This window comes from Oerskovia sp. 140933, assembly GCF_059651515.1.
Genome location: NZ_JAMXIO010000006.1, coordinates 21,276 through 44,307, shown reverse-complemented (window position 1 = coordinate 44,307; position 23,032 = coordinate 21,276). Strand labels below are relative to the sequence as shown.

The 23,032-nt window shown below is 74.4% G+C and carries 21 protein-coding genes; 10 read left to right on the top strand and 11 right to left on the bottom strand.

Annotated elements, in window-relative coordinates; translation table 11 throughout:
• Positions 1 to 47 precede the first annotated feature (47 nt).
• The 4 genes from NHG27_RS05090 (at position 48) to NHG27_RS05075 (ending at position 3,360) form a co-directional block, all read left to right on the top strand.
• Positions 48 to 1,118, top strand: a complete 1,071-nt coding sequence (locus NHG27_RS05090; RefSeq protein ID WP_497015027.1) for an ABC transporter ATP-binding protein — start codon at positions 48 to 50, stop codon at positions 1,116 to 1,118.
• Positions 1,115 to 1,918, top strand: coding sequence for an ABC transporter permease (locus NHG27_RS05085; RefSeq protein WP_193719100.1), 804 nt, complete (start codon positions 1,115 to 1,117; stop codon positions 1,916 to 1,918). The genes NHG27_RS05090 and NHG27_RS05085 overlap by 4 nt, the downstream gene beginning before the upstream one ends.
• 183 nt (positions 1,919 to 2,101) lie before the next feature.
• Entirely contained in the window at positions 2,102 to 3,052 is a 951-nt protein-coding gene (locus NHG27_RS05080) for an SPFH domain-containing protein (RefSeq protein WP_193719099.1), read from the top strand.
• On the top strand, positions 3,049 to 3,360 hold the full coding sequence (locus NHG27_RS05075) for a type II toxin-antitoxin system antitoxin (RefSeq protein WP_497014970.1): 312 nt from the start codon (positions 3,049 to 3,051) through the stop codon (positions 3,358 to 3,360). Before NHG27_RS05080 ends, NHG27_RS05075 begins: the two co-directional genes overlap by 4 nt.
• A 102-nt stretch (positions 3,361 to 3,462) precedes the next feature.
• Here the strand turns inward: NHG27_RS05075 and NHG27_RS05070 are convergent, their stop codons facing one another.
• The 3 genes from NHG27_RS05070 to NHG27_RS05060 all read right to left on the bottom strand — a co-directional run bounded on the left by NHG27_RS05070 (position 3,463) and on the right by NHG27_RS05060 (position 7,123).
• Positions 3,463 to 6,123 (bottom strand): heavy metal translocating P-type ATPase, encoded by a 2,661-nt coding sequence (locus tag NHG27_RS05070; RefSeq protein WP_497014969.1) that lies wholly within the window; start codon positions 6,121 to 6,123, stop codon positions 3,463 to 3,465.
• Positions 6,124 to 6,386: 263 nt separating this feature from the next.
• The gene (locus NHG27_RS05065; RefSeq protein ID WP_497014968.1) at positions 6,387 to 6,755 is read right to left on the bottom strand and encodes a heavy-metal-associated domain-containing protein; all 369 of its coding nucleotides are present in this window, start codon (positions 6,753 to 6,755) and stop codon (positions 6,387 to 6,389) included.
• Between the two features lie 26 nt (positions 6,756 to 6,781).
• Positions 6,782 to 7,123 carry a metal-sensitive transcriptional regulator gene (locus NHG27_RS05060; RefSeq protein ID WP_193719097.1) on the bottom strand — a complete coding sequence of 114 codons (342 nt, stop codon included), beginning with the start codon at positions 7,121 to 7,123 and terminating at the stop codon, positions 6,782 to 6,784.
• Positions 7,124 to 7,345: 222 nt separating this feature from the next.
• Here NHG27_RS05060 and NHG27_RS05055 point away from each other — a divergent pair, with 222 nt between their 5' ends.
• A complete protein-coding gene (locus NHG27_RS05055) occupies positions 7,346 to 7,933 on the top strand; it encodes an HdeD family acid-resistance protein (RefSeq protein WP_193719096.1) in 588 nt (195 codons plus the stop codon).
• Between the two features lie 130 nt (positions 7,934 to 8,063).
• Here the strand turns inward: NHG27_RS05055 and hemL are convergent, their stop codons facing one another.
• From hemL to hemE, 6 genes are all read right to left on the bottom strand, one after another.
• Positions 8,064 to 9,434 (bottom strand): glutamate-1-semialdehyde 2,1-aminomutase, encoded by a 1,371-nt coding sequence (gene hemL, locus NHG27_RS05050; protein WP_193719186.1) that lies wholly within the window; start codon positions 9,432 to 9,434, stop codon positions 8,064 to 8,066.
• A 5-nt stretch (positions 9,435 to 9,439) separates the two neighbouring features.
• Positions 9,440 to 10,402: a porphobilinogen synthase gene (hemB, locus tag NHG27_RS05045; RefSeq protein WP_497015026.1), complete on the bottom strand. Its 963-nt coding sequence runs from the start codon at positions 10,400 to 10,402 to the stop codon at positions 9,440 to 9,442.
• Between the two features lie 32 nt (positions 10,403 to 10,434).
• On the bottom strand, positions 10,435 to 11,427 hold the full coding sequence (locus NHG27_RS05040) for a uroporphyrinogen-III synthase (RefSeq protein WP_497014967.1): 993 nt from the start codon (positions 11,425 to 11,427) through the stop codon (positions 10,435 to 10,437).
• Positions 11,427 to 12,578, bottom strand: a complete 1,152-nt coding sequence (hemC, locus tag NHG27_RS05035) for a hydroxymethylbilane synthase (RefSeq protein WP_497014966.1) — start codon at positions 12,576 to 12,578, stop codon at positions 11,427 to 11,429. Before hemC ends, NHG27_RS05040 begins: the two co-directional genes overlap by 1 nt.
• A 160-nt stretch (positions 12,579 to 12,738) precedes the next feature.
• Positions 12,739 to 14,235 carry a protoporphyrinogen/coproporphyrinogen oxidase gene (locus NHG27_RS05030; RefSeq protein ID WP_497014965.1) on the bottom strand — a complete coding sequence of 499 codons (1,497 nt, stop codon included), beginning with the start codon at positions 14,233 to 14,235 and terminating at the stop codon, positions 12,739 to 12,741.
• Between the two features lie 54 nt (positions 14,236 to 14,289).
• Positions 14,290 to 15,399: a uroporphyrinogen decarboxylase gene (gene hemE / locus NHG27_RS05025; RefSeq protein ID WP_497014964.1), complete on the bottom strand. Its 1,110-nt coding sequence runs from the start codon at positions 15,397 to 15,399 to the stop codon at positions 14,290 to 14,292.
• A gap of 49 nt (positions 15,400 to 15,448) precedes the next feature.
• Between hemE and NHG27_RS05020 the strand changes: the two genes are divergently transcribed.
• On the top strand, positions 15,449 to 16,858 hold the full coding sequence (locus NHG27_RS05020) for a glutamyl-tRNA reductase (protein ID WP_497014963.1): 1,410 nt from the start codon (positions 15,449 to 15,451) through the stop codon (positions 16,856 to 16,858).
• Positions 16,859 to 16,908: 50 nt separating this feature from the next.
• Here NHG27_RS05020 and NHG27_RS05015 read toward each other — a convergent pair whose 3' ends face one another.
• Complete coding sequence (locus NHG27_RS05015) at positions 16,909 to 17,334, bottom strand: NUDIX hydrolase (protein ID WP_193719089.1); 426 nt, start codon at positions 17,332 to 17,334, stop codon at positions 16,909 to 16,911.
• Between the two features lie 273 nt (positions 17,335 to 17,607).
• Between NHG27_RS05015 and NHG27_RS05010 the strand changes: the two genes are divergently transcribed.
• The 4 genes from NHG27_RS05010 to NHG27_RS04995 all read left to right on the top strand — a co-directional run bounded on the left by NHG27_RS05010 (position 17,608) and on the right by NHG27_RS04995 (position 21,426).
• The gene (locus tag NHG27_RS05010; RefSeq protein WP_497014962.1) at positions 17,608 to 18,837 is read left to right on the top strand and encodes an SHOCT domain-containing protein; all 1,230 of its coding nucleotides are present in this window, start codon (positions 17,608 to 17,610) and stop codon (positions 18,835 to 18,837) included.
• Positions 18,838 to 18,847: 10 nt separating this feature from the next.
• The gene (locus NHG27_RS05005) at positions 18,848 to 20,164 is read left to right on the top strand and encodes a TFIIB-type zinc ribbon-containing protein (protein ID WP_497014961.1); all 1,317 of its coding nucleotides are present in this window, start codon (positions 18,848 to 18,850) and stop codon (positions 20,162 to 20,164) included.
• Positions 20,165 to 20,169: 5 nt separating this feature from the next.
• Positions 20,170 to 20,439: a hypothetical protein gene (locus NHG27_RS05000; protein WP_193719086.1), complete on the top strand. Its 270-nt coding sequence runs from the start codon at positions 20,170 to 20,172 to the stop codon at positions 20,437 to 20,439.
• Positions 20,440 to 20,502: 63 nt separating this feature from the next.
• Positions 20,503 to 21,426 carry a Ppx/GppA family phosphatase gene (locus NHG27_RS04995; RefSeq protein WP_497014960.1) on the top strand — a complete coding sequence of 308 codons (924 nt, stop codon included), beginning with the start codon at positions 20,503 to 20,505 and terminating at the stop codon, positions 21,424 to 21,426.
• A 65-nt stretch (positions 21,427 to 21,491) separates the two neighbouring features.
• Here the strand turns inward: NHG27_RS04995 and NHG27_RS04990 are convergent, their stop codons facing one another.
• Positions 21,492 to 22,934: a DUF2252 domain-containing protein gene (locus NHG27_RS04990; protein ID WP_497014959.1), complete on the bottom strand. Its 1,443-nt coding sequence runs from the start codon at positions 22,932 to 22,934 to the stop codon at positions 21,492 to 21,494.
• Positions 22,935 to 23,032 lie beyond the last annotated feature (98 nt).

Below are 23,032 nucleotides of genomic sequence, written 5' to 3'. Positions count from 1 at the left end.
CCCCGTCGCCGTCCAGCCAGGCAGCACCGCGCACGGCGCTCGTCTCCGTGCAGCACGTGACCCGACGCTTCGGCGACGTCGTCGCGCTCGACGACGTGACCCTCGAGGTCGGGGCCGGTGAGCTCGTGGGCCTCCTGGGCCCCAACGGCGCCGGGAAGTCGACGCTGCTCTCGCTCGTGAGCGGGCAGCGCAAACCCGACACGGGCGTCGTCCGCCTGTTCGGCGGCGACCCGCGCGACGCCTCGTCCCGCCAGGGGCTCGGCCTGACACCCCAGGAGACCGGCCTGCCCGCGACGCTCAAGGTCCGCGAGGTCGTCGACTTCGTCGGCAAGCACTACGCGAACCCGGTGCCCACGGGAGAGCTGCTCGAGCAGTTCGGGCTGTCCGAGCTCGCGGGACGCCAGACCGGGGCCATGTCCGGCGGGCAGAAGCGCCGCCTCGCGGTCGCGCTGTCGCTCGTCGGCCGGCCCCGGGTCGTCCTGCTCGACGAACCCACCACGGGCCTCGACGTCGGTGCGCGGCAGGCGCTGTGGGCCGCGATCCGCGAGTATCACGCGAACGGCGGGACCGTGCTGCTCACGAGCCACTACCTCGAGGAGGTGCAGGCGCTCGCCCAGCGCGTCGTCGTGATCGACCAGGGCGTCGTCAAGGCCGACGACACGCTCGACGCGATCCTGCGCCGCGTCGGGCTGCGGCGGGTCGTCGTGCGCAGCACCGCGGACCTGGGGACGGACCTGCCGGGCGTCGTGCGGTCCGAGCGGACCCCCGACGGCCCGGCGGCCAGGACCGCCGGGGCCCCGGACGCCGTCGGTGGCACCGCGGCGGCAGGGTCTGCCGGGTCCGCCAGAGGCTGGCGCTACGAGCTGTTCACGGCCGACGCCGACGAGCTCGTCCGCACGCTCGTGACCTCGGGACTGCCGTTCCACGGCCTCGAGATCCGGGGCGCGAGCCTCGAGGAGGCGTTCGAGCAGATGGTCGCGCGCGCCCCCGCGGGTGCCGCTCCGCCCGGCGCCCGACCTGGCGCGACCACCGCCCCCGGTGGGGCGCCGACCCCGACGGGCGCGACGCCGTCGGGCACCCTGGACCGGCGGACCTCCGAGGAGGAGAGCGCGCGATGAGCACCCCCGACGCAGTCACCACGACCCCCGGCGTGAGCGGACGCCCGCCCGGCGCCGCGACCCTCACCTGGATCCACCTCAAGTACCAGTTCCTCGAGACCGTGCGTGTGCCCATCGCGGTCCTCGGGAACCTGCTCTTCCCGGCGCTCGCGATGTTCTTCTTCGTCGTGCCGCAGCCGACCGTCGCGGGCGACCCCGTCGCGGCGACCATGGCCGTCGCGTCGCTCGGACTGTTCGCGATCTGCTCGGCGAGCCTGTTCACCTACGGCCTGGGCGTCGCGGAGGACCGCGCGCTGCCGTTCGACCCGTTCCTGCGCTCGCTGCCCGCGGGCCCCGCGCCGCGCATGATCGCGCGCATCCTCAACGGCGGGATCTTCTCGCTGTTCGGGCTCGTGCCGCTCATCCTCATCGGGTGGCTGTTCACCGCGGCCTCCGTGACGTGGTCGCAGCTCCTCGCGGGCGTGGGGACCGTGCTCCTCGTGTCGGTGCCGTTCGTGCTGCTGGGCATCGCGATCGGCTACTCGCTCTCGGCCAAGGCCGCGCTGCCCGTGGTGCAGGTCATCCTGTTCCCGCTCGCGTTCCTGGGCGGGTTGTTCGTGCCGCCGTTCCTGTTCCCCGACTGGCTGAACACGATCTCCGAGGCCACCCCGACGCGCGCGGGCCGTGACCTGATGATCCAGGCGCTCACGGGAGAGCCGGCCTACGGGCTCGCGTGGGTCGTGCTGCTGGGGTGGACCGTGGTGTTCGCGGCGCTGGCGGTGTGGGCGTACCGGCGGGACGAGGGGCGCCGGTTCAGGTAGGCGCGTCTCGTGGTGTCGAGAACGAGGTTGCGGTCGTCGTCCGGTGGATGGCGACCGCAACCTCGTTCTCGACGGGGCGCGAGCGGGACGACCGTCCTCTCGCTTCCACCCGTCGGGGTAAATGTGATATCACTTTGATAGATGCGGGGCGCGAGGCGCCGCAGCCCGACGAGAGGAACCGTCATGAGCGACACCACCGTCCCCCCGCAGGAGTCCGTGGGTGGCGAGCCGAGCGGGCGCCCCGTCGGCCACGACGGCACACGCGTCGACGTGACCGAGCGCCCCGCCTGGTCGACCGGTGCGGGCGGCGCCCTGGTCGCGCTGCTCGGCGTCGCGCTGCTCGCGGTCGGCGCGGTCGCGCTGTTCGCCGTGGGAGAGGGGCCCGCGGTCCTGGGCGGCGTCGTCGTGTCGGTCCTCGCGATCCTGCTGCTCACCGGGCTCGGCGTCGTCAACCCGGGCCAGACGCTCGTCGTGCAGCTCTTCGGCCGCTACCTCGGCACGATCCGCCGCACGGGGCTCGTCTTCACCGTGCCCCTCACGACGCACAAGCGCGTCTCGGTGCGCGTGCGCAACTTCGAGACGAGCGAGCTCAAGGTCAACGACGCCGACGGCAACCCCATCAACATCGCCGCGATCGTCGTCTGGCAGGTCGCCGACACCGCGAAGGCCACGTTCGCCGTCCAGGACTACCAGGACTTCGTCCGCGTCCAGTCCGAGTCCGCGCTGCGCCACGTCGCCATGTCCCACCCGTACGACCAGGCCGAGGAGGGCGAGGAGTCCCTGCGCGGCGCGACCGAGCTCGTGTCGGCGGAGATCGCGCAGGAGGTCGCGGCGCGCGTCGTCATCGCCGGTGTCGAGGTCGTCGAGGCCCGCATCTCCAACCTCGCGTACGCCCCCGAGATCGCGCAGGCCATGCTCCAGCGCCAGCAGGCCGGGGCGATCATCGCGGCCCGGTCGAGGATCGTCGAGGGCGCGGTGTCCATGGTCGAGGACGCTCTCCAGCGTCTCGAGGCCGAGTCGATCGTCACGCTCGACGACGAGCGCCGCGCCGCGATGGTCTCGAACCTGCTCGTCGTGCTGTGCAGCGACAGCCGTGCGACCCCCGTCGTCAACGCGGGGTCGCTGTACTCGTGACCCCCGAGGTCCCGGCGCCCGCTCCGGGCGGGGAGCCGGGGGACGGCGTCCCGGAGCCCGACGCCGCCGCGTCCGCCGCGTCCGCCGGGGGGACGGGTGCGGCCCGGCGGGCGCGGACCGAGCGGAAGCAGGTCCTGCTGCGCCTCGACCCGGCGGTGCACGACGCGCTCGCACGGTGGGCGTCGGACGAGCTGCGGAGCGTCAACGCGCAGATCGACATGGTGCTGCGCCGCGCCCTCGACGCGGAGGGCAGGTTGCCGCGCGACGTCCGTCCGGCCCGGCGCCCGGGGCGTCCTCCGGCGGAGTAGCCGCCGGCACCGGGCCCGCCCCCCGTGCCGAGAACGAGGTTGAGGTCGCCATCCCGGGGATGACGACCTCAACCTCGTTCTCGACCGCGCGGAACGTCGGGTTCAGCCCGCCCGGCGCAGCCGCAGCGAGTTCCCGACCACGAGCACCGAGCTCATGGCCATCGCGGCCCCGGCGATCATGGGGTTGAGCAGGCCTGCCGCGGCGAGCGGGATCGCCGCCACGTTGTAGGCGAAGGCCCAGAACAGGTTCTGCTTGATGACGCGCAGCGTCTGGCGCGAGAGCCGGATCGACGTCGCGGTCGAGCGCAGGTCGCCGCGCACGAGCGTGATGTCGCTCGCCTCGATCGCGACGTCGGTGCCCGTGCCCATGGCCAGGCCGAGGTCGGCCCCGGCCAGCGCGGCGGCGTCGTTCACGCCGTCCCCGACCATCGCGACGACGCGGCCCTCTGCGCGCAGGCGGGCGACGACGTCGACCTTGTCCTGCGGCAGGACCTGCGCGATCACGTCCTCCTCCGCGATGCCGACCTGGCGGGCCGCGACCCGGGCCGCGCCCGCGTTGTCGCCCGTGAGGAGGAGGGGGCGCAGGCCGAGCTCGCGGAGCTCGGTCACGGCCTGGGCCGAGGTCTCCTTGACGGGGTCGCGGAGCACGAGGACGCCCTGCGCGGCGCCGTTCCAGGCGACGACGACGGCGGTCGCGCCCGTGGACTCGGCCTCGTCGAACGCGCGGCGCAGGTCCGTCCCGCCCGCGGAACCGTCCGACGCGTCGAACGCGATGCCCTGCTCGGCGAGCCAGGTCGGGCGACCGACCAGGACCCGCTGCGCGTTGAGCGCCCCGTCGGGGGACAGACCCGAGTGCGCGGTGCGGACCAGGCCGCTCACGCCGCCGCCGGGTGAGCTCACGAAGTCGAAGACCTGTGCCGAGCCGATGACGACTCCGTCGGCCCCGGTCTCGACGGTCGCGGGCTGCGCCGCCGTGTTCTCCGGCGTGGCCGACCCCGTGGCCGACCCCGCGACCGACCCTGCGGTCGACCCCGCGACCCGGGCCGCGGCCGCCGCGACGGCCTGCGCGATCGGGTGCTCGCTCAGTCCTTCCACCGCGCCGGCGAGCTGCAGGGCGTGGTGCGCGGCGCCGTCGGGCCCCTCGCTCGGTGAGCCGGCAGCAGCCCGCGCCGCCTCCGACCCCAGGTCGAGCGAGCCCTCGCGCGTGACCACGCGCTCGAGCGCCATGCGGCCCTGCGTCACGGTGCCGGTCTTGTCGAGCACGATCGTGTCGACGCGGCGCGTGGACTCCAGGATCTCCGGGCCCTTGATGAGGATCCCGAGCTGCGCTCCGCGGCCCGTGCCGACGAGCAGGGCGGTCGGCGTCGCGAGGCCCAGGGCGCACGGGCACGCGATGATGAGCACGGCCACCGCGGCCGTGAACGCGAACTGCGTGCTCGCCCCCGCGAGCAGCCAGCCGCCGAGGGTCAGCACCGACAGCACGAGCACGATCGGTACGAACACGGCCGAGATCCGGTCCGCGAGGCGCTGCACGGGCGCCTTGCCCGTCTGCGCCTGGCTCACGAGGCGCCCGATCTGGGCGAGCGTCGTCTCCTCGCCCACGCGCGTCGCGCGGACGAGCAGGTGGCCGGAGGTGTTGACGGTCGCGCCCGTGACGTCGTCGCCCGGCGTCACGTCGACGGGCACGGGCTCGCCCGTGAGGAGCGAGGTGTCGACGGCGGAGCTGCCCTCGACCACGACGCCGTCGGTCGCGACCTTCTCGCCCGGGCGGACCGTGAACAGGTCGCCCTCGCGCAGGGCGGAGACGGGCACGCGCTCGGTCACGCGCTGACCGTCGGGGTCGGTCGTGACACGCTCGGCGTCCTTGGCGCCCATCGCGAGGAGCGAGCGCAGCGCGTCGCCGGCCTTGCGGCGCGAGCGGTGCTCGGACCAGCGGCCCGCGAGGAGGAACGTCGTGACGACCGCAGCGACCTCGAAGTAGAGCTCGGGCATGGAGCCGTGCTCGCGCGAGGGCAGCAGCGAGACGGTCATGCGCATCCCGATCTCGCCCGCGCCGCCCAGCAGCAGCGCCCACAGGGACCACAGGGTCGCGGCGATCACACCGATCGACACGAGCGTGTCCATGGTCGAGGCGCCGTGGCGGGCCGCGCGGAACGCCGCGGTGTGGAAGGGCCACGCGCCCCACGTCACGACGGGCAGGGCCAGGGCCGTCACGACCCACTGCCAGCCCGGGAACTGCAGCGCCGGGACCATCGAGAGCAGCACGACGGGCAGCGTGAGGATCGCGGCGACCTTGAGGCGGCGACCGAGGTCGGCGCCGCGGTCGCGCGTGGGGGCCGAGGTGTCGGCCGCGTCGGGCGCCGGGGCGGTCGGGGGTGCGATCGAGGGGGCGGGCCGGGTGTCGGGCTGGTCGTCACGACGAGCGGTCGCCTGCGGGCTCGCAGGTCCTGCCGCGGGTGCGGGTGCGGGGGCGGCGGCGCCCGCGGCCTTCGCCGCGACGGCCGGGGTCGCGGCGCGGCGCCCGGTCACGCGTGCCTGGTAGCCGGCCTTCTCGACGGCGGCGACGAGCTCGGCGTCGGTCACGCCCTCGGGCAGCACGACGTGCGCGCTCTCGAGCGGCAGGTTCACGGTGGCCTCGACGCCGTCGACGCGGTTGAGCCTCTTCTCGACGCGCGCGACGCACGACGCGCACGTCATGCCCTCGATCGCGAGGTCGACCTCGACGAAGGTCGGGCCGGCGGTCAGGCCGGTGGGGGTGGTCATCTGTGCTCCTCGGAGGTCCGGTGGTGCGTCCGGCGGGTCCCGCCGGGGTGGGGTCTCCGCCGCGGTCCGCTGTGCGCGGGCGGGGGCGGTGGGCGCACTCCGGGTGGGGGGTGCGCGGCGCGGGCGGCCTGGGTCAGCGGCGTGAGGGGCGCGGCTGAGGTGTCGGCAAGCGGCCTGCGGGGTGGAGCGGTGCCCGACGACGGGGCGTGGGCCGGGAGTCCGGCCGGTGCTCCGTCGTCGGGCGGGTGCGTCGGTCGAGGTGGTCAGACCTGCGGGACCTGGAGGTCGTACGTCTTCTGGGCCGGCGCGGCGTCCGCGGCGGCGTCCGTGCCGCAGCCGCAGCCGCAGTTGTGGGCCTTGCGGTCGGCGGCCTGCTCGGCGGACTGCGCGGCCTGCGCGTTCAGCTGGACCTCGTAGCTCGCGACCTCGTAGCCCGCCTCGTCGACGGCCTCGCGCAGCGCGGCCTCGTCGAGCGGCTCGTCGGAGAACACGGTGACCTCGGAGGCGCCGCCGACGTTGAGGTCCACGGTGATGTTCTCCACTCCGGGGACTGCGCCGACGTCCTTGGTGACGTGCGAGACGCAGTTGCCGCAGGTCATGCCGGTGACGCCGAGGGTGGTGACGGTGCTCATGGGTGCTCCTTGGGAGGGGTGGGGTGTCAGCTGCGGACGAGACGGGCGATGGCTTCGGACGCCTCGCGGACCTTGGCGGCGCCCTCGGCCTCGGAGGACCGGGCGGCGTCGACGACGCAGTGACCGAGGTGGTCCTCGACGAGTCCGATGGACACCGCCTGCAGGGCCTTGGTCACCGCGGAGACCTGGGTGAGGATGTCGATGCAGTAGACGTCCTCGTCGATCATGCGGGCGATCCCTCGGACCTGGCCCTCGATGCGGCGCATGCGCTTGAGGTAGGCCTCCTTGTCGGAGGCGTACCCGTGCGGGCCGGTGTGGGCAGGGGTGGCGCCCGGCTCGACCGGGTGCTGGGTGGTCGTGTCGCTCATGCTGGGCCTCCGTGATCGCTCGCTCGGATACCCCTGTGGGGTACCACTGGTCCAAGGTACCCCCGAGGGGTATGCGGCTGTCAAGAGGGCGAAGGTCCTGCCACGAATGCGCCGTTCGCCACGACATGGAGGCGTTTCGGGTGTTCGATGAGAATCGAACAGCCCGCACGGACGGTGCTCCAGCGTTCCCGGCGGGACACGACCCGACGGCAGGAGCCCGCCATGGCCACGCAGGACCCGATCCTCACCGCCTTCTCCACGACCGCCAAGCAGGTCTGGTACTGGCCCGTGATCCGCGGCCTCGTCGCGATCCTCTTCGGCATCGTCGCCCTCGTGTGGCCGGAGATCACGGCGGTCGTCTTCATCTGGATCGTCGCGATCTTCACGCTCGTCGACGGCCTCTTCGAGATCGTCGAGGGCATCCGCCGCCGGGGGACCGGCGGCACCGCGGCGCTCGTCACGGTCGGCCTCGTGAGCGTGGCGGTCGGCGTCGTGCTCCTCGTGTGGCCCGGCAAGACGGCCGAGGTCCTCGTGTGGATCGTCGGTCTGTGGGCCGTGGTCCTCGGGATCTTCCAGACCGTCGCGAGCATCGAGCTCCGCAAGGTTCCCGGCAGCGGCTGGGGCTGGGGGGTCTTCGCGGGCCTGCTGTCCCTCGTGTTCGGTCTGCTGGTGCTCTTCAACGTGGGCGCGGGCGTCGTGTCGATCGTGTGGATCCTCGCGATCCTGGCCCTCGTGTGGGGTGTGTCGCTCGTCCTGTTCGGCTTCCAGATCCGCAGCCTGGGCCGCAAGGTCGGGCAGATCAGCTACTGACCGAGCCCGAGCCGCCCGCCGAGCCGTTCGCCACGGCGCGGTCGGGCGTGAGGTGGGCGGCGCCGTCGGGCACGGAGGAAGGTGCCCGACGGCGCAGCTCACGCCGCCGGGACACCTCGCCCCGCGCGGGCTAGCGCTGGGCTCGCGCGGCCGCCCTCGCGCCCGCGGGCAGGGCCGCGAGGATGCGCTCGACCGCTGTGTCGTCGTGCGCGGACGACACGAACCACGCCTCGAAGACCGACGGCGGCAGGTTGACCCCGGCGTCGAGCATCGCGTGGAAGAACGCCTTGTAGCGGAACACGTCCTGCGCCTGGGCCTGCGCGTAGTTGCGGACCCCGGCTGCGGCGGCGAAGTCGCCGAACATGATCGAGAACAGGTTGCCCGAGCGCTGCAGGGCGTGCGGGACCCCCTCCGCGGCCAGGGCCGCGCTCGCGGCGTCCCCCACGACCTGGGCGACGTGGTCGACGCGGGCGTACACGGCGTCGTCGGCCAGGCGCAGCGTCGCGAGGCCCGCCGCGACCGCGACCGGGTTCCCCGAGAGCGTGCCCGCCTGGTAGACGGGGCCGGCGGGTGCGAGCTGGTCCATGATCGTGGCCGGTCCGCCCAGGGCCGCGACGGGCATGCCGCCGCCGACGACCTTGCCGAACGTGAAGAGGTCGGGCGTGTACTCGGGGGTGTCGCCCGAGGCCGCCCCCGACTCCAGGCCCCACCAGCCGCTCGGGCCCACCCGGAAGCCCGTGAGGACCTCGTCGAGGATCAGCAGCGCGCCGTGCTGGGACGTGATGCGGCGCAGGCCCTCGTTGAAGCCCGGCCCGGGCGGCACGATGCCCATGTTCGCCGGGGCGGCCTCGGTGATGACCGCGGCGATCTCCGAGCCGCGCTCGGTGAACGCCTCCTCGACGGCCTCGAGGTCGTTGTACGGCAGGACCAGCGTCTCGGCCGCGCTCGCCTCGGTCACGCCCGCCGAGCCGGGCAGCGCGAGCGTCGCGACGCCCGAGCCCGCCTCGGCGAGCAGCGCGTCGACGTGCCCGTGGTAGCAGCCCGCGAACTTGACGACCAGGTTGCGGCCCGTGACGCCTCGCGCGAGGCGCACCGCGGTCATGGTCGCCTCGGTGCCCGTCGAGACCAGGCGCACGCGCTCGGCCGCGGGGACCCGGCGCCGCACCTCCTCCGCGAGGTCGACCTCGCCCAGCGTCGGGGCGCCGAACGACAGGCCACGCGCCGCGGCGTCCTGCACGGCCGCGACGACCGCGGGGTGCGCGTGGCCCAGGAGCGCGGGGCCCCACGAGCACACGAGGTCCACGTACTCGCGGCCCGTGACGTCGGTGACGTACGCGCCGCGCGCGCTCGCGATGAACCGCGGGTCGCCACCGACCGAGCCGTAGGCCCGCACGGGCGAGTTCACGCCGCCCGGGATCGCGCCCTGGGCGCGCACGAACGCCTCGTGGTTGTCGTGGAGGGTGGTCGCGTGCGCCGGCGAGCCGGCGGGGTGGATCGTCATCGGTGTCACCGAATCCATTCTGCGATCTCGAGGGCCCAGTAGGTCAGGATGATGTCGGCGCCCGCCCGCTTGATGCCGAGCACGGACTCCAGGACGGCACCGCGCCGGTCGATCCAGCCGTTCGCGGCCGCCGCCTCGATCATCGCGTACTCGCCCGAGACCTGGTAGGCGGCGACGGGGACGTCGCTGCGCTCGGCCACGGCCGCGAGCACGTCGAGGTACGAGCCCGCGGGCTTGACCATGACCATGTCGGCGCCCTCGGCGAGGTCCAGATCGGCCTCGTGCAGGCCCTCGCGGAAGTTCGCGGAGTCCATCTGGTACGTGCGGCGGTCGCCCTGGAGCGTCGAGTCGACGGCCTCGCGGAACGGGCCGTAGAACGCGCTCGCGTACTTGGCGCTGTACGCCAGGATGCTCACGCCCGTGTGCCCGGCGTCGTCGAGGGCCTCGCGGATCACGGCGACCTGGCCGTCCATCATGCCCGACGGCGCCACGACCTCCGCGCCCGCCTCGGCCTGGGTCAGGGCCATCGAGGCGTAGCGGACGAGGGTCGCGTCGTTGTCCACGACCAGGTCGCCGTCGGGGCCGGCCGTCAGGACCCCGCAGTGCCCGTGGTCGGTGAACTCGTCGAGGCACAGGTCGGCCATGACGACGGGGCCCGGCCGGCCCGTGCCCGCGGCGGCGTCCCGGGCGGCGTCGCGCGCGATGCGGATCGCGCGGTTGAGGATCCCGTCGGGGGCGTCGGCCTGCGAGCCGGTCGCGTCGCGGTGCTCGGGGATGCCGAACAGCATGACGCCACCGACCCCGGCCGCGGCGGCCTGCGCGACGGCCTCGGCGAGGCTCTCCTCGGTGTGCTGCACGATGCCCGGCATGGACCCGAGCGGCTTGGGCTCGGTCAGGCCCTCCTTGACGAACAGGGGGAGGACCAGGTCGGCGGCGTGCAGCCGGGTCTCTGCGACGAGCCGGCGCATCTGCGGGGTCGAGCGCAGGCGGCGGGGACGGATCACGGGTGGTTCCTGCCTTCTGTCGGGGATGCGAGGTCGGCACGGGCACGGCCCGGGCCGGGTGGTGCGGGCGAGGTGGCGGCGACGCGCAGCACCGCGGCGGCCAGGGCGTCGTCGGTCGCCTGCTCGGCCACCGCTTCGACCCGCAGCCCGACCGCGTGCGCGGCCTCCGCCGTCGGCTCACCGATCGCGACGCCCGCGACGCGCGGGTCCGTGCCGAGCTGGGCCGCGACCTCGCGCGCCACGCTGCCCGACGTCAGCACGACCACGTCGACCGTACCGGCCCGCCACGCCTCGACGACGTCCGGGGAGAGCGCGTGCGCGACGGTCCGGTACGCGGTCACGACGTGGACGTCCCCGCCGCGCTCGCGCAGGCCCTGGGACATGGTGGGCTTCGCGAGGTCGCCCTGGGGCACGAGCACGCGCCACGGGGCGCACGGGGCGGGGAGCGCGTCGAACGCCGCGAGCAGCCCGCGGGCCGAGTTCACGGGCGCCTCGAGGTCCACGTGGACCCCCGCGGCCTCCAGCGCGCGCCGCGTCGCCGGACCGACCGCGGCCCACCGCGTGCCGGGACCTGCGGGACCGCCAGGCCGTGCCCGTCCCGACAGCTCGGCGAGCGACAGGCCACGACGGGCGGCGCTCGCGGCCAGCTCGTCGATCGCGTTGACGCTCGTCACGACGACCCACGCGAACTCCCCGAGGTCCGCGACGGCGGCGTCCATCGCGGCCGTGTCCTCGATGGGGGCCCGTTCGATCGCGGGGCTCACGAGCACGGTCGCCCCGGCGGCGCGCAACCGTGCCGCGAGGGCGGCGGCCCGCTCGGGGGAGCGGGGCAGCAGCACGGTCTTCCCCCGCAGGGGCAGGGCGCCGGTGTCCGCGTGGTTGCCGTCGGGCCCGACGGCGTCGCTCGCCGGGGCGGCGTCCGTCACGGGGTCCGGCGGCAGCGAGGGCAGGTCCCGCCCGCGCTGCGGGTCGCGCAGCCGCCCGGGCATCAGCGCTGCTCCGGGTCCACGGGGGCGTCGGTGCCGCCGGCCGTCAGCGGCTCGTCGGTCCCGACCCCGCCGTCCGTCGGGGCCGTGCCGGGAGCCCAGAGCGAGTCGGTGCGAGCGCCCGGCCCGGTCGCGCGCAGCGGTGCGAGCTCGGCGGCCCCGCCCCCGAGGAGCGCGTCGGCGACCTGGACGCCCAGGCCCCGGGCGAGGGAGTCGGCCGTGCCGGCGTCGCCGTGCGTGCCACCGGCTCCCGCCCGGCCTGCGGTCGAGGGCAGCGAGACCCGGGCCGCGTGCGTGAGGACCTGCGCCCCGTCGAGCCGGGCGACGACGGCCGAGAGCCGGATCTCGTCGTCCTCGACCACGGCGTGCGCGCCGACGGGCGCTGCGCAGCCGGCCTCGAGGCGGGCGAGGAGCGCGCGCTCGGCGAGCACGGCGAGGCGGGTCGGGAGGTGGTCGAGGCCCGCGACGACGTCGGCGAGGTCGAGGGGGCGGTTCGTGCCGCCGTCGGGCAGCAGGTCGAACGAGGACAGCGGCGAGAGGTCCGCGGTCCTGACCTCGACCCCGAGCGCGCCCTGCCCGGGCGCGGGGGCCATGACGCGTACGTCGATGACCTCGGTCACGGCGTCGAGGCGGCCCAGGCGGGACAGTCCCGCGTAGGCGAGGACGACGGCGTCGAGGTCGGCGTCGGGGCCGAGGGCGCGGGCGAGGCGCGTGTCGACGTTGCCACGGATGTCGAGCACCTCGAGGTCGGGGCGGACCGCGAGGAGCTGGGCCGCGCGCCGGGGCGAACCCGTGCCGACCCTGGCGCCGCGTGGCAGGGTCTCGAGCGTCCGGCCGTCCCGTGCGCACAGGACGTCCCGCGGGTTCTCGCGCTCGGGGGTCACGAGGGTCAGGCCCTCGGCGGCCCCGGTCGGGAGGTCCTTGAGGGAGTGGACGGCGACGTCGCAGCGACCGTCGAGCAGGGCCTCGCGCAGCGCGGTCACGAACACCCCGGTGCCGCCCATCTGGGCGAGCGAGCCGGTGCGGACGTCGCCCTCGGTGCGGATGCGCACGATCTCGACCGGTTGCCCGGTCAGCGTCTCGATGCGCCGGGCGACGAGACCGGTCTGGGTCGTCGCGAGGGCGCTGCCACGGGTTCCGACACGAATGCTCACGGTCCCAGTGTCCTCTGCGGGTGGGGCAACCCGAAATGCGCGTGCACCCGTTCGGTGCGGCTTTCCGGGGAATTGTCCCGGGAGTGACATTGACCTGACATCACGTCATGACGAGAAGACGAATTGTCAGCACGTCCGGAATGGGTCCCGGAACAATTGTTCAGAGCTTCTCCGCGCACTCCTGGGCGTGCCCCACGATCGCCGCGAGGCCCGTGCCCGCGATCCATCCGCCCGTGACCCCCAGGCCGTCCACGTGCGAGACCCGCTCGACGAACGCCGCGACCTCGCGCCGGTACACGGGCGTGGGCGGGGGGAGCGACCCGTTCCAGCGCGTCGACAGGTGCTCGCGCACCTTGCCCTCGAGGTCCACGCCCAGCAGCACCGACGCGTCACGCACCACCTGCTCCAGGGACGGCTCGACCGTCTCCCCGATGCGCCCGTAGCTCAGCCGCACCACGTGGTGCCCCGGCCCGACGGCGCCCGCCACCCGGGCGGCCAGCCACGGCCACTTCGCGGTCGAGTGGGTCAGCGCCTTGGCCTGGACCGGGTCGTGCGCGCCCGCCCGGTGGTTCTCGTCGCGCGTCGACCACGTACGGGGCTTCGGGGCCACGAGCATGCCGCTGCCGCGCGGGGCGCCGTCGAGCTCGGGGGCCTCGAGCAGGAGCGTCACGAGCCGGATGTCCGCTCCCGGCTCGGGGTCCGGGACCGGGTCGGCCGTGCGGCCCGCGAGCGGGGACACCAGGTCCACGACCGCGGGGGTCGTCACGAGCAGGCGCGGGGAACGGAAGGTCACGGGACCGCCGGGGCCCTCGGCCTGGACGGCCCAACCCCCGTCGGGGGCGTGCTCCAGGCCCACCACCTCGTGGCGCGTCCGGAGCTCTCCGGCCGGGCCGACACCCCCGGCCGGAGCCGCGCCGCCGGGCCCGTCGCCCGTCACGGCCACCGTGAGCTCCTCGACCAGGCGGTGCATGCCACCCTCGATGCCGCGGACCGCGGAGCCCGCGGGGGCCTGGGCGCGCAGCGCCGCGACGGCCTTGCTCAGCGAGCCCTCGCGGGCGTAGGCGTCGCGCAGGCCCGGGGCGACGGCGTCGATGTCCAGGCGCTCGAGCGGCGCCGAGTGCACGCCCGCCGCGACCGGCGCGACCAGACGCTCCGCGACGCGGCGGCCCAGGCGCGAGCGCGTGAACGTCTCGAGGTTCTCCTCGTCGACCCAGCGGCGCGGCTTGATGCGGTCCAGGCCCGCGCGCAGCGCACCGGGCCAACCGACGGCGCGGCGCACGTCGGCCGCGAACGGGTGGGCCGGGATGCCCATGATCCCGGCCTGCGGCAGCGGGAACGCGCGGCTCGCGGCGTAGCCCCACGCGCTGATCGGCGCAGGCTCGACGACGGTCAGGCCCAGTCCCTCGACGAGGTCGCCGACCGCGGACCCACGGGCTGCGAAGGACTCGGCGCCCACGTCGACGGACAGCCCCGTCGAGCCCAGCTTGTCGCCGTGCACGGGGCCACCTGGGCGGTCGGCCGCCTCCAGGACGAGGACCCGCAGGCCCCGACGGCGCAGCGTGCGCGCGGCGGTGAGGCCGGCGACGCCGGCGCCCACGACGACCGCGTCGTACGTGGTGGAGGAAGGGCCGGACGATCCATCAGCAACGGGATGCACACGTCAAGTGTGCCCCCGCCGCGAGGGTGTGTCAGACCAGGCGCGAGCCCGGGGTCACGCTGGTTCTGACACGTTCCGGACGGAATGGACCAGCTCGACGACCCGGGTCAGGACCGTCGGGTCGGTCTCGGGCGGCACGCCGTGCCCCAGGTTGACCACGTGCCCCGGGGCAGCGCTCCCACGACGCAGGACGTCGCGCACGTGCGCCTCGAGCACGGGCCACGGCGCGGCCAGCAGGGCCGGGTCGATGTTGCCCTGGACCGGCACGTACCCGCCGAGCGTGCGGGCCGCCTCGTCGAGCGGCGTGCGGTAGTCCACGCCCACGGTCGGGTGGCTCACGCCTGCCTCCGTGAGCACGTCCCGCATGGCCCCCAGCAGGTGCCCGGTGCCCGTCCCGAAGTGGATCGCGGGCACCCCCAGGTCGCTGACCTGCGACAACGCGGCAGTGCTGCCCGGCTTGGCGCCCACGAGGTAGTCCTCCAGGGACAGGCTCCCGGCCCACGAGTCGAACAGCTGGGCAGCGCTCGCCCCCGCCAGGACCTGCGCCCGCAGGAACGCACCCGTGATCTGCGCCGTCCACGCCGTCAGGCGGGCCCACGACTCCGGGTCGGCGTGCATGAGCGTGCGCGCCGCGAGGTGGTCGCGCGAGGGCCGCCCCTCGACCAGGTATGCCGCGAGCGTGAACGGGGCCCCGGCGAACCCGATGAGCGGCGTCGACCCGAGCGCCGCGACCGTGAGCGCGACGGCCTCCGTGACGGGCGCGAGCGACTCCGGGGTGAGCTCGTGCTCGACCAGGCGCGCGACGTCGTCGGGCGTCCGGTAGGCCTGACCCATGACCGGGCCCACGCCCGGGACGATGTCCACCTCGACCCCCGCGAGCCTGAGCGGGATCACGATGTCCGAGAAGAAGATGCCCGCGTCCACGCCGTGGCGGCGGACCGGCTGGAGCGTGATCTCGCTCGCCATGTCCGGGCGCAGGCACGAGTCGAGCATCCCGACGCCCTGGCGCAGCTCGCGGTACTCGGGCAACGAGCGGCCCGCCTGGCGCATGAACCACACCGGGGCGGTCTCTGGCCGCTCCCCGCGCAATGCACGCACGAGCGGGGAATTCGTCGTCCGACCGTCGACGAGAGGATGGTTGTCGGAAAGCGCGGTGAACGTCACAAGAACCGATTCTGCCCCGCACAGGCAGCAATGATTGAATCGGAGCACTGTGGTTCTCCTGTCGATGACTGCAAGTCACCACGAGCTGGACATGTCCACCCTCGAGCTCCTGTCCACGGGCGCCGGGTCGGTCGGACGGACGGCCGTCGCGACCTGCGAAGCGATCACCGGTGCCGTCGTCGTCGCGACGTGCAACCGGTTCGAGGTGTACCTGGACGTCGACTCGCCCGTCGACGGCTGGGGCGTCCAGCACGCCGCGCACGAGGTCGCGCGCCTCGTCGCCGCCGCCTCGGGAGTCGAGGAGGACGTCGCCGTGCGGGCGTTCTCGACCCGCACCGGGCCCGACGTCGCGGCTCACCTCTTCGAGGTCGCCGCCGGCCTGGACTCCATGGTCGTCGGCGAGCGCGAGATCGCCGGGCAGGTCAAGCGCGCCCTCGAGGAAGCCCGCGAGGGCGGCGTCACGTCGTCCACGCTCGAGCTCCTGTTCCAGACGGCCTCGCGGACCTCCAAGAAGATCAGCAACGAGACCACCCTGGGCGGGAACGGCCGGTCGGTCGTGTCCCTGGGGCTCGACCTCGCGAGCGCCGAGCTGCCGCCGTGGCGCCAGGTCCGCGCCGTGCTCATCGGCACGGGCTCCTACGCCGGGGCCTCGCTCGCGGCGCTGCGAGCCCGCGGCTGCGACGACGTGCGCGTGTACTCGGGATCAGGGCGAGCCGAGCAGTTCGCGGCAGACCGCGGCGTCGAGGCCGTGACGGACCTCGTGGAGGCGCTCGAGGACGCCGACCTCGTGGTCTCGTGCAGCGGGGCTCGCGGACGGGCGCTCGCCGCCCGGGCCGAGGCGCTGCCCGCCGAGGGGGACGTGCTCGCGGGGGGCGGTGACGCGCTGGGGCACGTGCTCGACGCGGCCGCGGTCGTCCGTGCCCGCTCCCGCGCGGCAGAGGCCGCCGGGGACGAGGCCCCGCACCGCCCCATGGTCGTCCTCGACCTGGCCCTGCACCGCGACGTCGACCCGCGGGTCGCGGACCTCGACGGGGTCCTGCTCTACGACCTGGCCTCCCTCAAGGCGCACTCACCCGCCCTGGGGTCGCTCGTCGTCGGGCAGGCCCGGAGGATCGTGGACCGGGCGACGCAGGACTTCGAGGAGACCCGCCTGGGACGCGCGGCCGACACGGCGGTCGTCGCACTGCTCGACGACGCCGACCGGCGCATCGCGGACGAGGTCGCCGAGCACGTGGCCGAGAGGCGTGCGGCCGGGGCCCGGGTCGAGGAGGCCGAGGAGGAGGCGCTCGCCCGGTCCGTCCGGCGGCGCGTGCACGCCGAGCTCCACGACGCGATCGTCGCCGCCCGGTCGTCCGCGCTGGCCGCAGCCCGCGAGGAGGCCTCGGCAGTGGTGGCCGACGCCGAGGCGGTCCTGGGCGCCGAGGCCGCGGGGCGCGACGAGGTGCGCGCAGGGCGCTGAGGCGCCGCTGCCCGCCGCTGCCCGCTGCTGCTCTCCGGCGAGCAGACGAACTAGGCCGCCAGGACCCCTGCCTCCACCAGCCGCTCCAGGACGATCCGGCCCGCGGGCGGGACGCGGTGCGCGTCCCGCGCGCCGATCCAGGTGAGCTCTCCGATCTCCGCCTGCGGGGCGGCGTCCGGGGAGCCAGGCAGCGGGTCGGCGTAGAAGCAGTGCATGCGCACGAGCCTGCCGCTCAGGCCGTGCCCGGGCGCCTCGGCGACGAACCCGGACCTGACCGTGGCCGGGTCGAGCAGCACGCCGAGCTCCTCCTCGATCTCGCGCACGAGCGCCTCGGCGTCGCTCTCGCCGGGGTCGAGCTTGCCGCCCGGCATGAAGAACAGCTCGTTGTCACGGCTGCGGACGACGAGCAGCCGACCGTCCCGGACGTGGATCCAGCCGACGGTCCGGAGGGGGGCTGCGGGGGTGTCGTGGGGCACGACGCCATTCTTCCACCGAGCCGCCCGCCCGCCTCGCCCCCCGGTGAGCACCACCGATGAGCACCACCGGGGTGCGGGCGTCGTGCCACCGGTGCGGCCTGCTGCTGGGACGCCGACGTCCGCACTGCGAGAGCAGAAGGCCCCATAGCGGCCGAGCGTGACGTTCCAGGGCGAAAGTCGATACTGTGCCCATCGCGGACGGTCCACGACGGCCCGGACGCGAAGACGACAGGTCACGCGCGGCACCGTCCGCCCGATCGGACGGAGAGCTCGATGGGTTTCATCAAGGCCTTTGCCGGTGCCCTCGGCGGCACCCTCGCGGACCAGTGGAAGGACTTCCTGACCCCGCCGCCGCACCTCGCGCCGACCGCGGCCCTCTTCCCGGCCGTCGCGCAGGGGCAGAACGCGGGGCGCGGGTCCAACACCAAGGGCTCGGCGAACATCATCACGAACGGCAGCCGGTTCGTCGTCCCCGAGGGCTACGGGCTCCTGACGTTCCAGGACGGCGCGCTCACGGGCTTCGTGGCCGAGCCGGGCGGGTACGTGTTCACGTCCGACGACCAGAACTCCCAGTCGATCTTCGCCGACAACGGCTTCCTGAGCCCGCTCGTCACGACGTCCTGGGAGCGGTTCAAGTTCGGCGGGCAGCCCGGCTCGCAGCAGCTCGGGTTCTACGTGAACCTCAAGGAGCTGCCGAACAACCGGTTCGGCACGCAGTCGGAGATCTACTGGGACGACGCCTACCTGGGCGCCCAGGTGGGCGCGATCACCCGCGGCTCCTACTCGCTGCGCATCGTCGACCCGATCCTCTTCGTCAAGCAGTTCGTGCCGCTCACCTACCTCGGGGCCGGCGCGAAGGTCTTCGACTTCTCGGACCTCGACAACGACGCCGCGAGCCAGCTCTTCACCGAGGTCGTCGGGTCGCTCGCGGCCGCGTTCTCGAACTACACGAACGACCCCGACAAGGGGAACCGGATCACCCGGATCCAGAGCGACTCGGTGGGCTTCGCGGAGTCGTTGGCGGGCGCGGTCGAGGAGGGCTACCAGTGGACCTCCTACCGCGGCCTGTCGATCGTCAAGGTCGCCCTCGCCGCGATCGAGTACGACGAGGACACGCGGGCGCTGCTCAGCGACGTCAAGAAGGCCGACGCGCTCGCCGGGGCTCGCGGGAACTCGTTCCTCCAGCAGGCCGCGGCGCGCGGCATCCAGGCCGCGGGGGAGAACCCCGGAGGCGCAGGAGGCGGGGCGAACATGGCGATCCTCGGCATGGGCATGAACGCCGCGGGGGGTGCGATGTCCGGGCTGCAGCAGCCCGTCGTGCCCGTCCAGCAGGTGCCGGTCCAGCAGGCGGCGCCCGCGGAGCCCGCAGCACCCGCGGCACCCGCTGCCCCTGCGGCCGAGGACCCCGTCGCGAAGCTGACCCAGTTCAAGTCGCTGCTCGACCAGGGGCTCATCACCCAGGCGGACTACGACGCCGCCAAGGCCAAGGTCCTCGGGTTCTGAGGGCCCGACGATGACCGTTCACGAGCCGGACCCGGTCGCACCGCCCCACGCACCGTCCCAGGGGTCGATGCCCCCGGAGGCCGGCGCGGCCGGGGCCGGCGGCCCGCACCCCGGGGCGCCGCAGACCGGAGGCCAGACCGGGGGCCCGACCGTGGTGCGCACCGACGCCGGTGCGCAGGACGGCCTGGTCAAGTGCATCCGGTGCGGGGCGACCGAGATCGCGTACGACATCGTCAAGGCCACCCTGCGCTGCGGGTTCTGCCGGTACGAGTGGGTGAGCGCCGTGACGCTCGCCGACCTCGGGCTCGACGGGGACATCGGGTCGCTCAAGGGCGTCGTGCTGGGGTCGGGCAGCACCGACATCGTCCCCTCGTCCGACGAGGTCCTGACGTTCCGGTGCACGGGGTGCGGGGCGGACGTCGTCGTCGACACGGCGCACGGCACCCAGGCTCGCTGCCACTGGTGCCGCAGCGTCCTGTCGGTCAACCAGCAGGTCCCGAACGGTTCCGTGCCCGACGTGCTGCTTCCGTTCCGGCTGCCGCAGGCCGACGCGGTCGAGCGGGTCAGGGAGTTCGTGGGCAAGCGGCAGTTCTACGCGCACCCACGGTTCCGTGCCGAGTTCGTCCCGGAGAACGTCGTCGGCGTCTACATGCCGTACCTCGTCGTCGACCTCAACGCCAAGGCCCGGCTGGAGGGGCAGGGCGAGCACCTCGTGCGCAGGTACACCGTGACGATCAAGGACGCGAACGGCCAGGAGCGGTCGGAGACGCGCTACGACGCCGACCTGTACGACGTCGTGCGCGAGTTCGACCTGCACGTCGACGACCTGACGATCGAGTCGTCGGCCGACCGGCGCGACCACGGCGCCGGGGCCCGGACGAACAACGTCATCAACACGATCCTGCCGTTCGACGTCGAGAACGCGGTGCGCTACGACTCCGGCTACCTGTCGGGGTTCACGGCCGAGCGGCGCGACACCGACGTCGACGGCGTGCGTGAGCCCGCGTTCGCCCAGGCCAAGGAGATCGCCCGGTTCCGGGCCCGGGACATGGTCGAGTTCTACGACCGCGGCGTCCGGTGGGACCACGAGCGGCTCACGGTCGTCGGGCAGCGCTGGGTCGCCGCGTACCTGCCGGTGTGGTTGTACTCCTACAACGAGGTCCGCCGGAACGGGAGCTCGCGCCTGCACTACGTCGCGGTCAACGGCAGGACGGGGGAGACCATGGGGTCGGTCCCGGTCAACCACCGTCGGCTGCTCGCCGTGTCCGTGGTCGTGGAGGCCGTGGCGGCCGTCGCGGCCCTCCTCCTCGTCGTGATCGGACTCTGATGCACGTGCTCGCCCTGGAAGCGCTCACCGTCGTCGCCGACTCCTCGTCCGGCGAGGAGGGGGCCGTCAAGGCGGTCGTCGTCATCGCGCTGCTGCTCGCCGGTCCCCTGTTCTACGGGCTCACGTGGGGGCGGTACCGCAACACCGGCAAGCGCCACGACCACCGCCGCGACACCCGGTCCGCGACCGCGGCCGAGCGGGGTGCGGACACGCACGTGCGTCGCCTCGTCGGCCGCACGAACCGCACCATGCACGGCGCGAACCACGAGTCGTAGGCGGACGGCGCGCCTGCCGTCCCGGCGCGCCCGTCCCGGACGGGTGACCGCTACCGTGGCCTGATGCGACTCGGGGTGCTCGACATCGGTTCCAACACGGTCCACATGCTCGTCGTGGACGCCGAGCGGGGCGCGCGCCCGGACCCGGCGGCGTCCGGCCGCTCGGTCGTCCGGCTCATGCGCTACCTGCAGCCGGACGGCTCGATCTCGGCCGAGGGTGTCGACGCGCTCCTGGTCGCCGCCGACGAGGCCGCTGCCCTGGCCCGCGAGTACGAGGCCGAGGAGTCGTTGGCCCTCGCGACCTCGGCGCTGCGCGAGGCGACCAACGGCGCGGAGGTGCTGGCCGCGATCGAGGAGCGCGTCGGTGTCCCGATCGAGGTCCTGTCGGGGCCCGAGGAGGCACGGCTGACGTTCCTCGCCGCGAGGCGGTGGCACGGGTGGGCGTCTGGCCGCCTCATGGTGCTCGACATCGGTGGGGGCTCGCTCGAGATCGCGTCGGGCCTCGACGAGGAGCCCGACGTCGCGGTCTCGGTCCCGCTCGGCGCCGGTCGGATGACGATCGAGTTCCTGCCCGACGACCCGCCCTCGGCCAGGCAGGTCGCCGCGCTGCGCGCGCACGTGCGGGAGGTCCTGGCGGGGGCGCTGGGTGAGGTCAAGGCGTTGCCGCGCCCGGACCACGTGGTCGCGACGTCCAAGACGTTCCGGTCGCTCGCGCGGCTCGCGGGCATGAAGGTCGCGGTCGTGGGGCCGGAGGAACGGTGGCGCATGGAGCGCTCGCAGCTCGCGGACTGGGTGCCGCGCCTCGCGCGCATCCCGGCGTCGGGCCGCACCGAGCTCCCGGGCATCACGGCCGAGCGGACCTTCCAGATCGTCGCGGGCGGCGTGGTCGCGGAGGAGACCATGAAGGCGCTCAAGGTCGCCGAGGTCGAGATCTGCCCGTGGGCCCTGCGGGAGGGGGCGATCCTGCGTCGCCTCGACCAGATCTGACGCCCGCGCGGCCGGGCGCGTGAGGCGAGCGCCGCCGTCGGGCACGTCCCTGGCGAGGGCCGGCCTCAGACGCCCGTGACGGCCTCGACGTCCCCCGCGGCGATCGCGTCGAGCAGGGCACGGTGGTCGAGCTCGTTCTGGTCGGCGTAGCGGGTCGCGAACTCGGCGAACGAGCGGTCGGCGACGTCTCCCTTGCCGAGGTAGCTCCCGATCGCGAGCGCGTTGCCGGAGCGGGCGTGACCGCGCGCGAGGACCCACGCGCACATCTGCGCGTACGCGGCCATGGCGTCGGGAACCATCGCGTCGAGGTCCGCCGACACCTTCCAGTCCCAGAGCTGGCGGAAGTAGTAGTCGTGCCGGCGGTCGTCCGCGCCCTGCACGGTGTTCCACCCGAGCAGGGCGTCGCTCGTGGCCTGGAGCAGGTGCTGGCCCTCGACGACGCGCCGCCCGTTCTCGGGGTACGGGCTGGGGGACGTGTACGCCTCCAGGACCGACGGCTCGGCTTCCTTGACCTGCAGGAACAAGGGGTCGTCGTTGTCGCGGCCCACCAGGAGCGCGACCCAGCACCGCGTGCCCACGCTCCCGACCCCGACGACCCGCCGTGCCAGGTCCACGAGCCGGTAGCGCTCGAGCAGGACGCGACGGGCCCCCGTCAGGGACTCGCCGTAGGCGGACAGCGCACCGACCACGACCTGGAGCAGGCGCGACTGCTCGTCGTCGTCGAACAGCTCGCGCACCGGGACGAGCAGGGGCGGGTCGCTGCGGAAGCGCAGCTCGCCGTCGTCGTCGACCCGGGTGAGGCGGCGGCGGGCCTTCTGCCGGTCCTTGGTCCGTGCCTTGCGCAGGGCCTTGCCCAGGTTGTCGACGACGCTCCGCGGGACGGAGTCCCGCCACTTCTCGACGACCTCCGTGCCACGGAGCTGGACGTGCCACACGTCGAGGTGGCCCATGTCCCCGAACGTCCGGAGCGTCTCCCGGTAGGCGCGCGCGGCCGCCAGGACGATCTGCTGCCTCGCGGCCGGGGGCAGGTCGCGGTGGCGGCCCGCGATCTCCAGGCTGGCCGCGAGCCGTTGCACGTCCCACTCGAACGGGCCGTGGTGGGTCTCGTCGAAGTCGTTGACGTCGAACACGAGGGAGCGCTCGGGGGACGCGAAGCCGCCGAAGTTCGCGAGGTGCGCGTCGCCGCAGAGCTGCACGGTCAGACCGGAGCGTGGCCCGGTGCCGAGGTCGGCGGCCATGACCGCGGCCGCGCCGCGGAAGAACGAGAACGGGGTCGCGGCCATGCGGCCCATGCGCAGCGGCACGAGGTCCGGGACGCGGCTCGCGTTCTGCGCGGTGAGGATCCCGACGGGGTCGCGACGGTCGGCGGGCGGCGCCCAGGTCGCGGTGGTGCTCCGGGGCAGGAGCGTGCGGGCCGCACGGCCCTCCTGCCGGCGGAGCTCGGGCGGGGGCGTGCCGCGCAGCGGGGCGACGGGGGTGGGCTGGGGGTGGTCCGTGGGGTGGGGCATCGTCGCTCCTCGGCTCCGGGGGCGTGCGCGCGCCCTTGCCCATCATGGCGCGGCTCCACGGGGGGCGCCTCCGCGTGGCGCGCACGACCCGAGGGGAG

Coding starts and splice junctions, on each gene's coding strand:
- NHG27_RS05080 (WP_193719099.1), top strand. CDS start 2,102: ATGAGCGACACCACCGTCCCCCCGCAGGAGTCCGTGGGTGGCGAGCCG.
- NHG27_RS05085 (WP_193719100.1), top strand. CDS start 1,115: ATGAGCACCCCCGACGCAGTCACCACGACCCCCGGCGTGAGCGGACGC.
- NHG27_RS05010 (WP_497014962.1), top strand. CDS start 17,608: ATGGGTTTCATCAAGGCCTTTGCCGGTGCCCTCGGCGGCACCCTCGCG.
- hemL (WP_193719186.1), bottom strand. CDS start 9,434: ATGACGATCCACCCCGCCGGCTCGCCGGCGCACGCGACCACCCTCCAC.
- NHG27_RS05005 (WP_497014961.1), top strand. CDS start 18,848: ATGACCGTTCACGAGCCGGACCCGGTCGCACCGCCCCACGCACCGTCC.
- hemB (WP_497015026.1), bottom strand. CDS start 10,402: ATGCGCCGGCTCGTCGCAGAGACCCGGCTGCACGCCGCCGACCTGGTC.
- NHG27_RS04995 (WP_497014960.1), top strand. CDS start 20,503: ATGCGACTCGGGGTGCTCGACATCGGTTCCAACACGGTCCACATGCTC.
- NHG27_RS05070 (WP_497014969.1), bottom strand. CDS start 6,123: ATGACCACCCCCACCGGCCTGACCGCCGGCCCGACCTTCGTCGAGGTC.
- NHG27_RS05060 (WP_193719097.1), bottom strand. CDS start 7,123: ATGAGCGACACGACCACCCAGCACCCGGTCGAGCCGGGCGCCACCCCT.
- NHG27_RS05065 (WP_497014968.1), bottom strand. CDS start 6,755: ATGAGCACCGTCACCACCCTCGGCGTCACCGGCATGACCTGCGGCAAC.
- NHG27_RS04990 (WP_497014959.1), bottom strand. CDS start 22,934: ATGCCCCACCCCACGGACCACCCCCAGCCCACCCCCGTCGCCCCGCTG.
- NHG27_RS05055 (WP_193719096.1), top strand. CDS start 7,346: ATGGCCACGCAGGACCCGATCCTCACCGCCTTCTCCACGACCGCCAAG.
- NHG27_RS05040 (WP_497014967.1), bottom strand. CDS start 11,427: ATGCCCGGGCGGCTGCGCGACCCGCAGCGCGGGCGGGACCTGCCCTCG.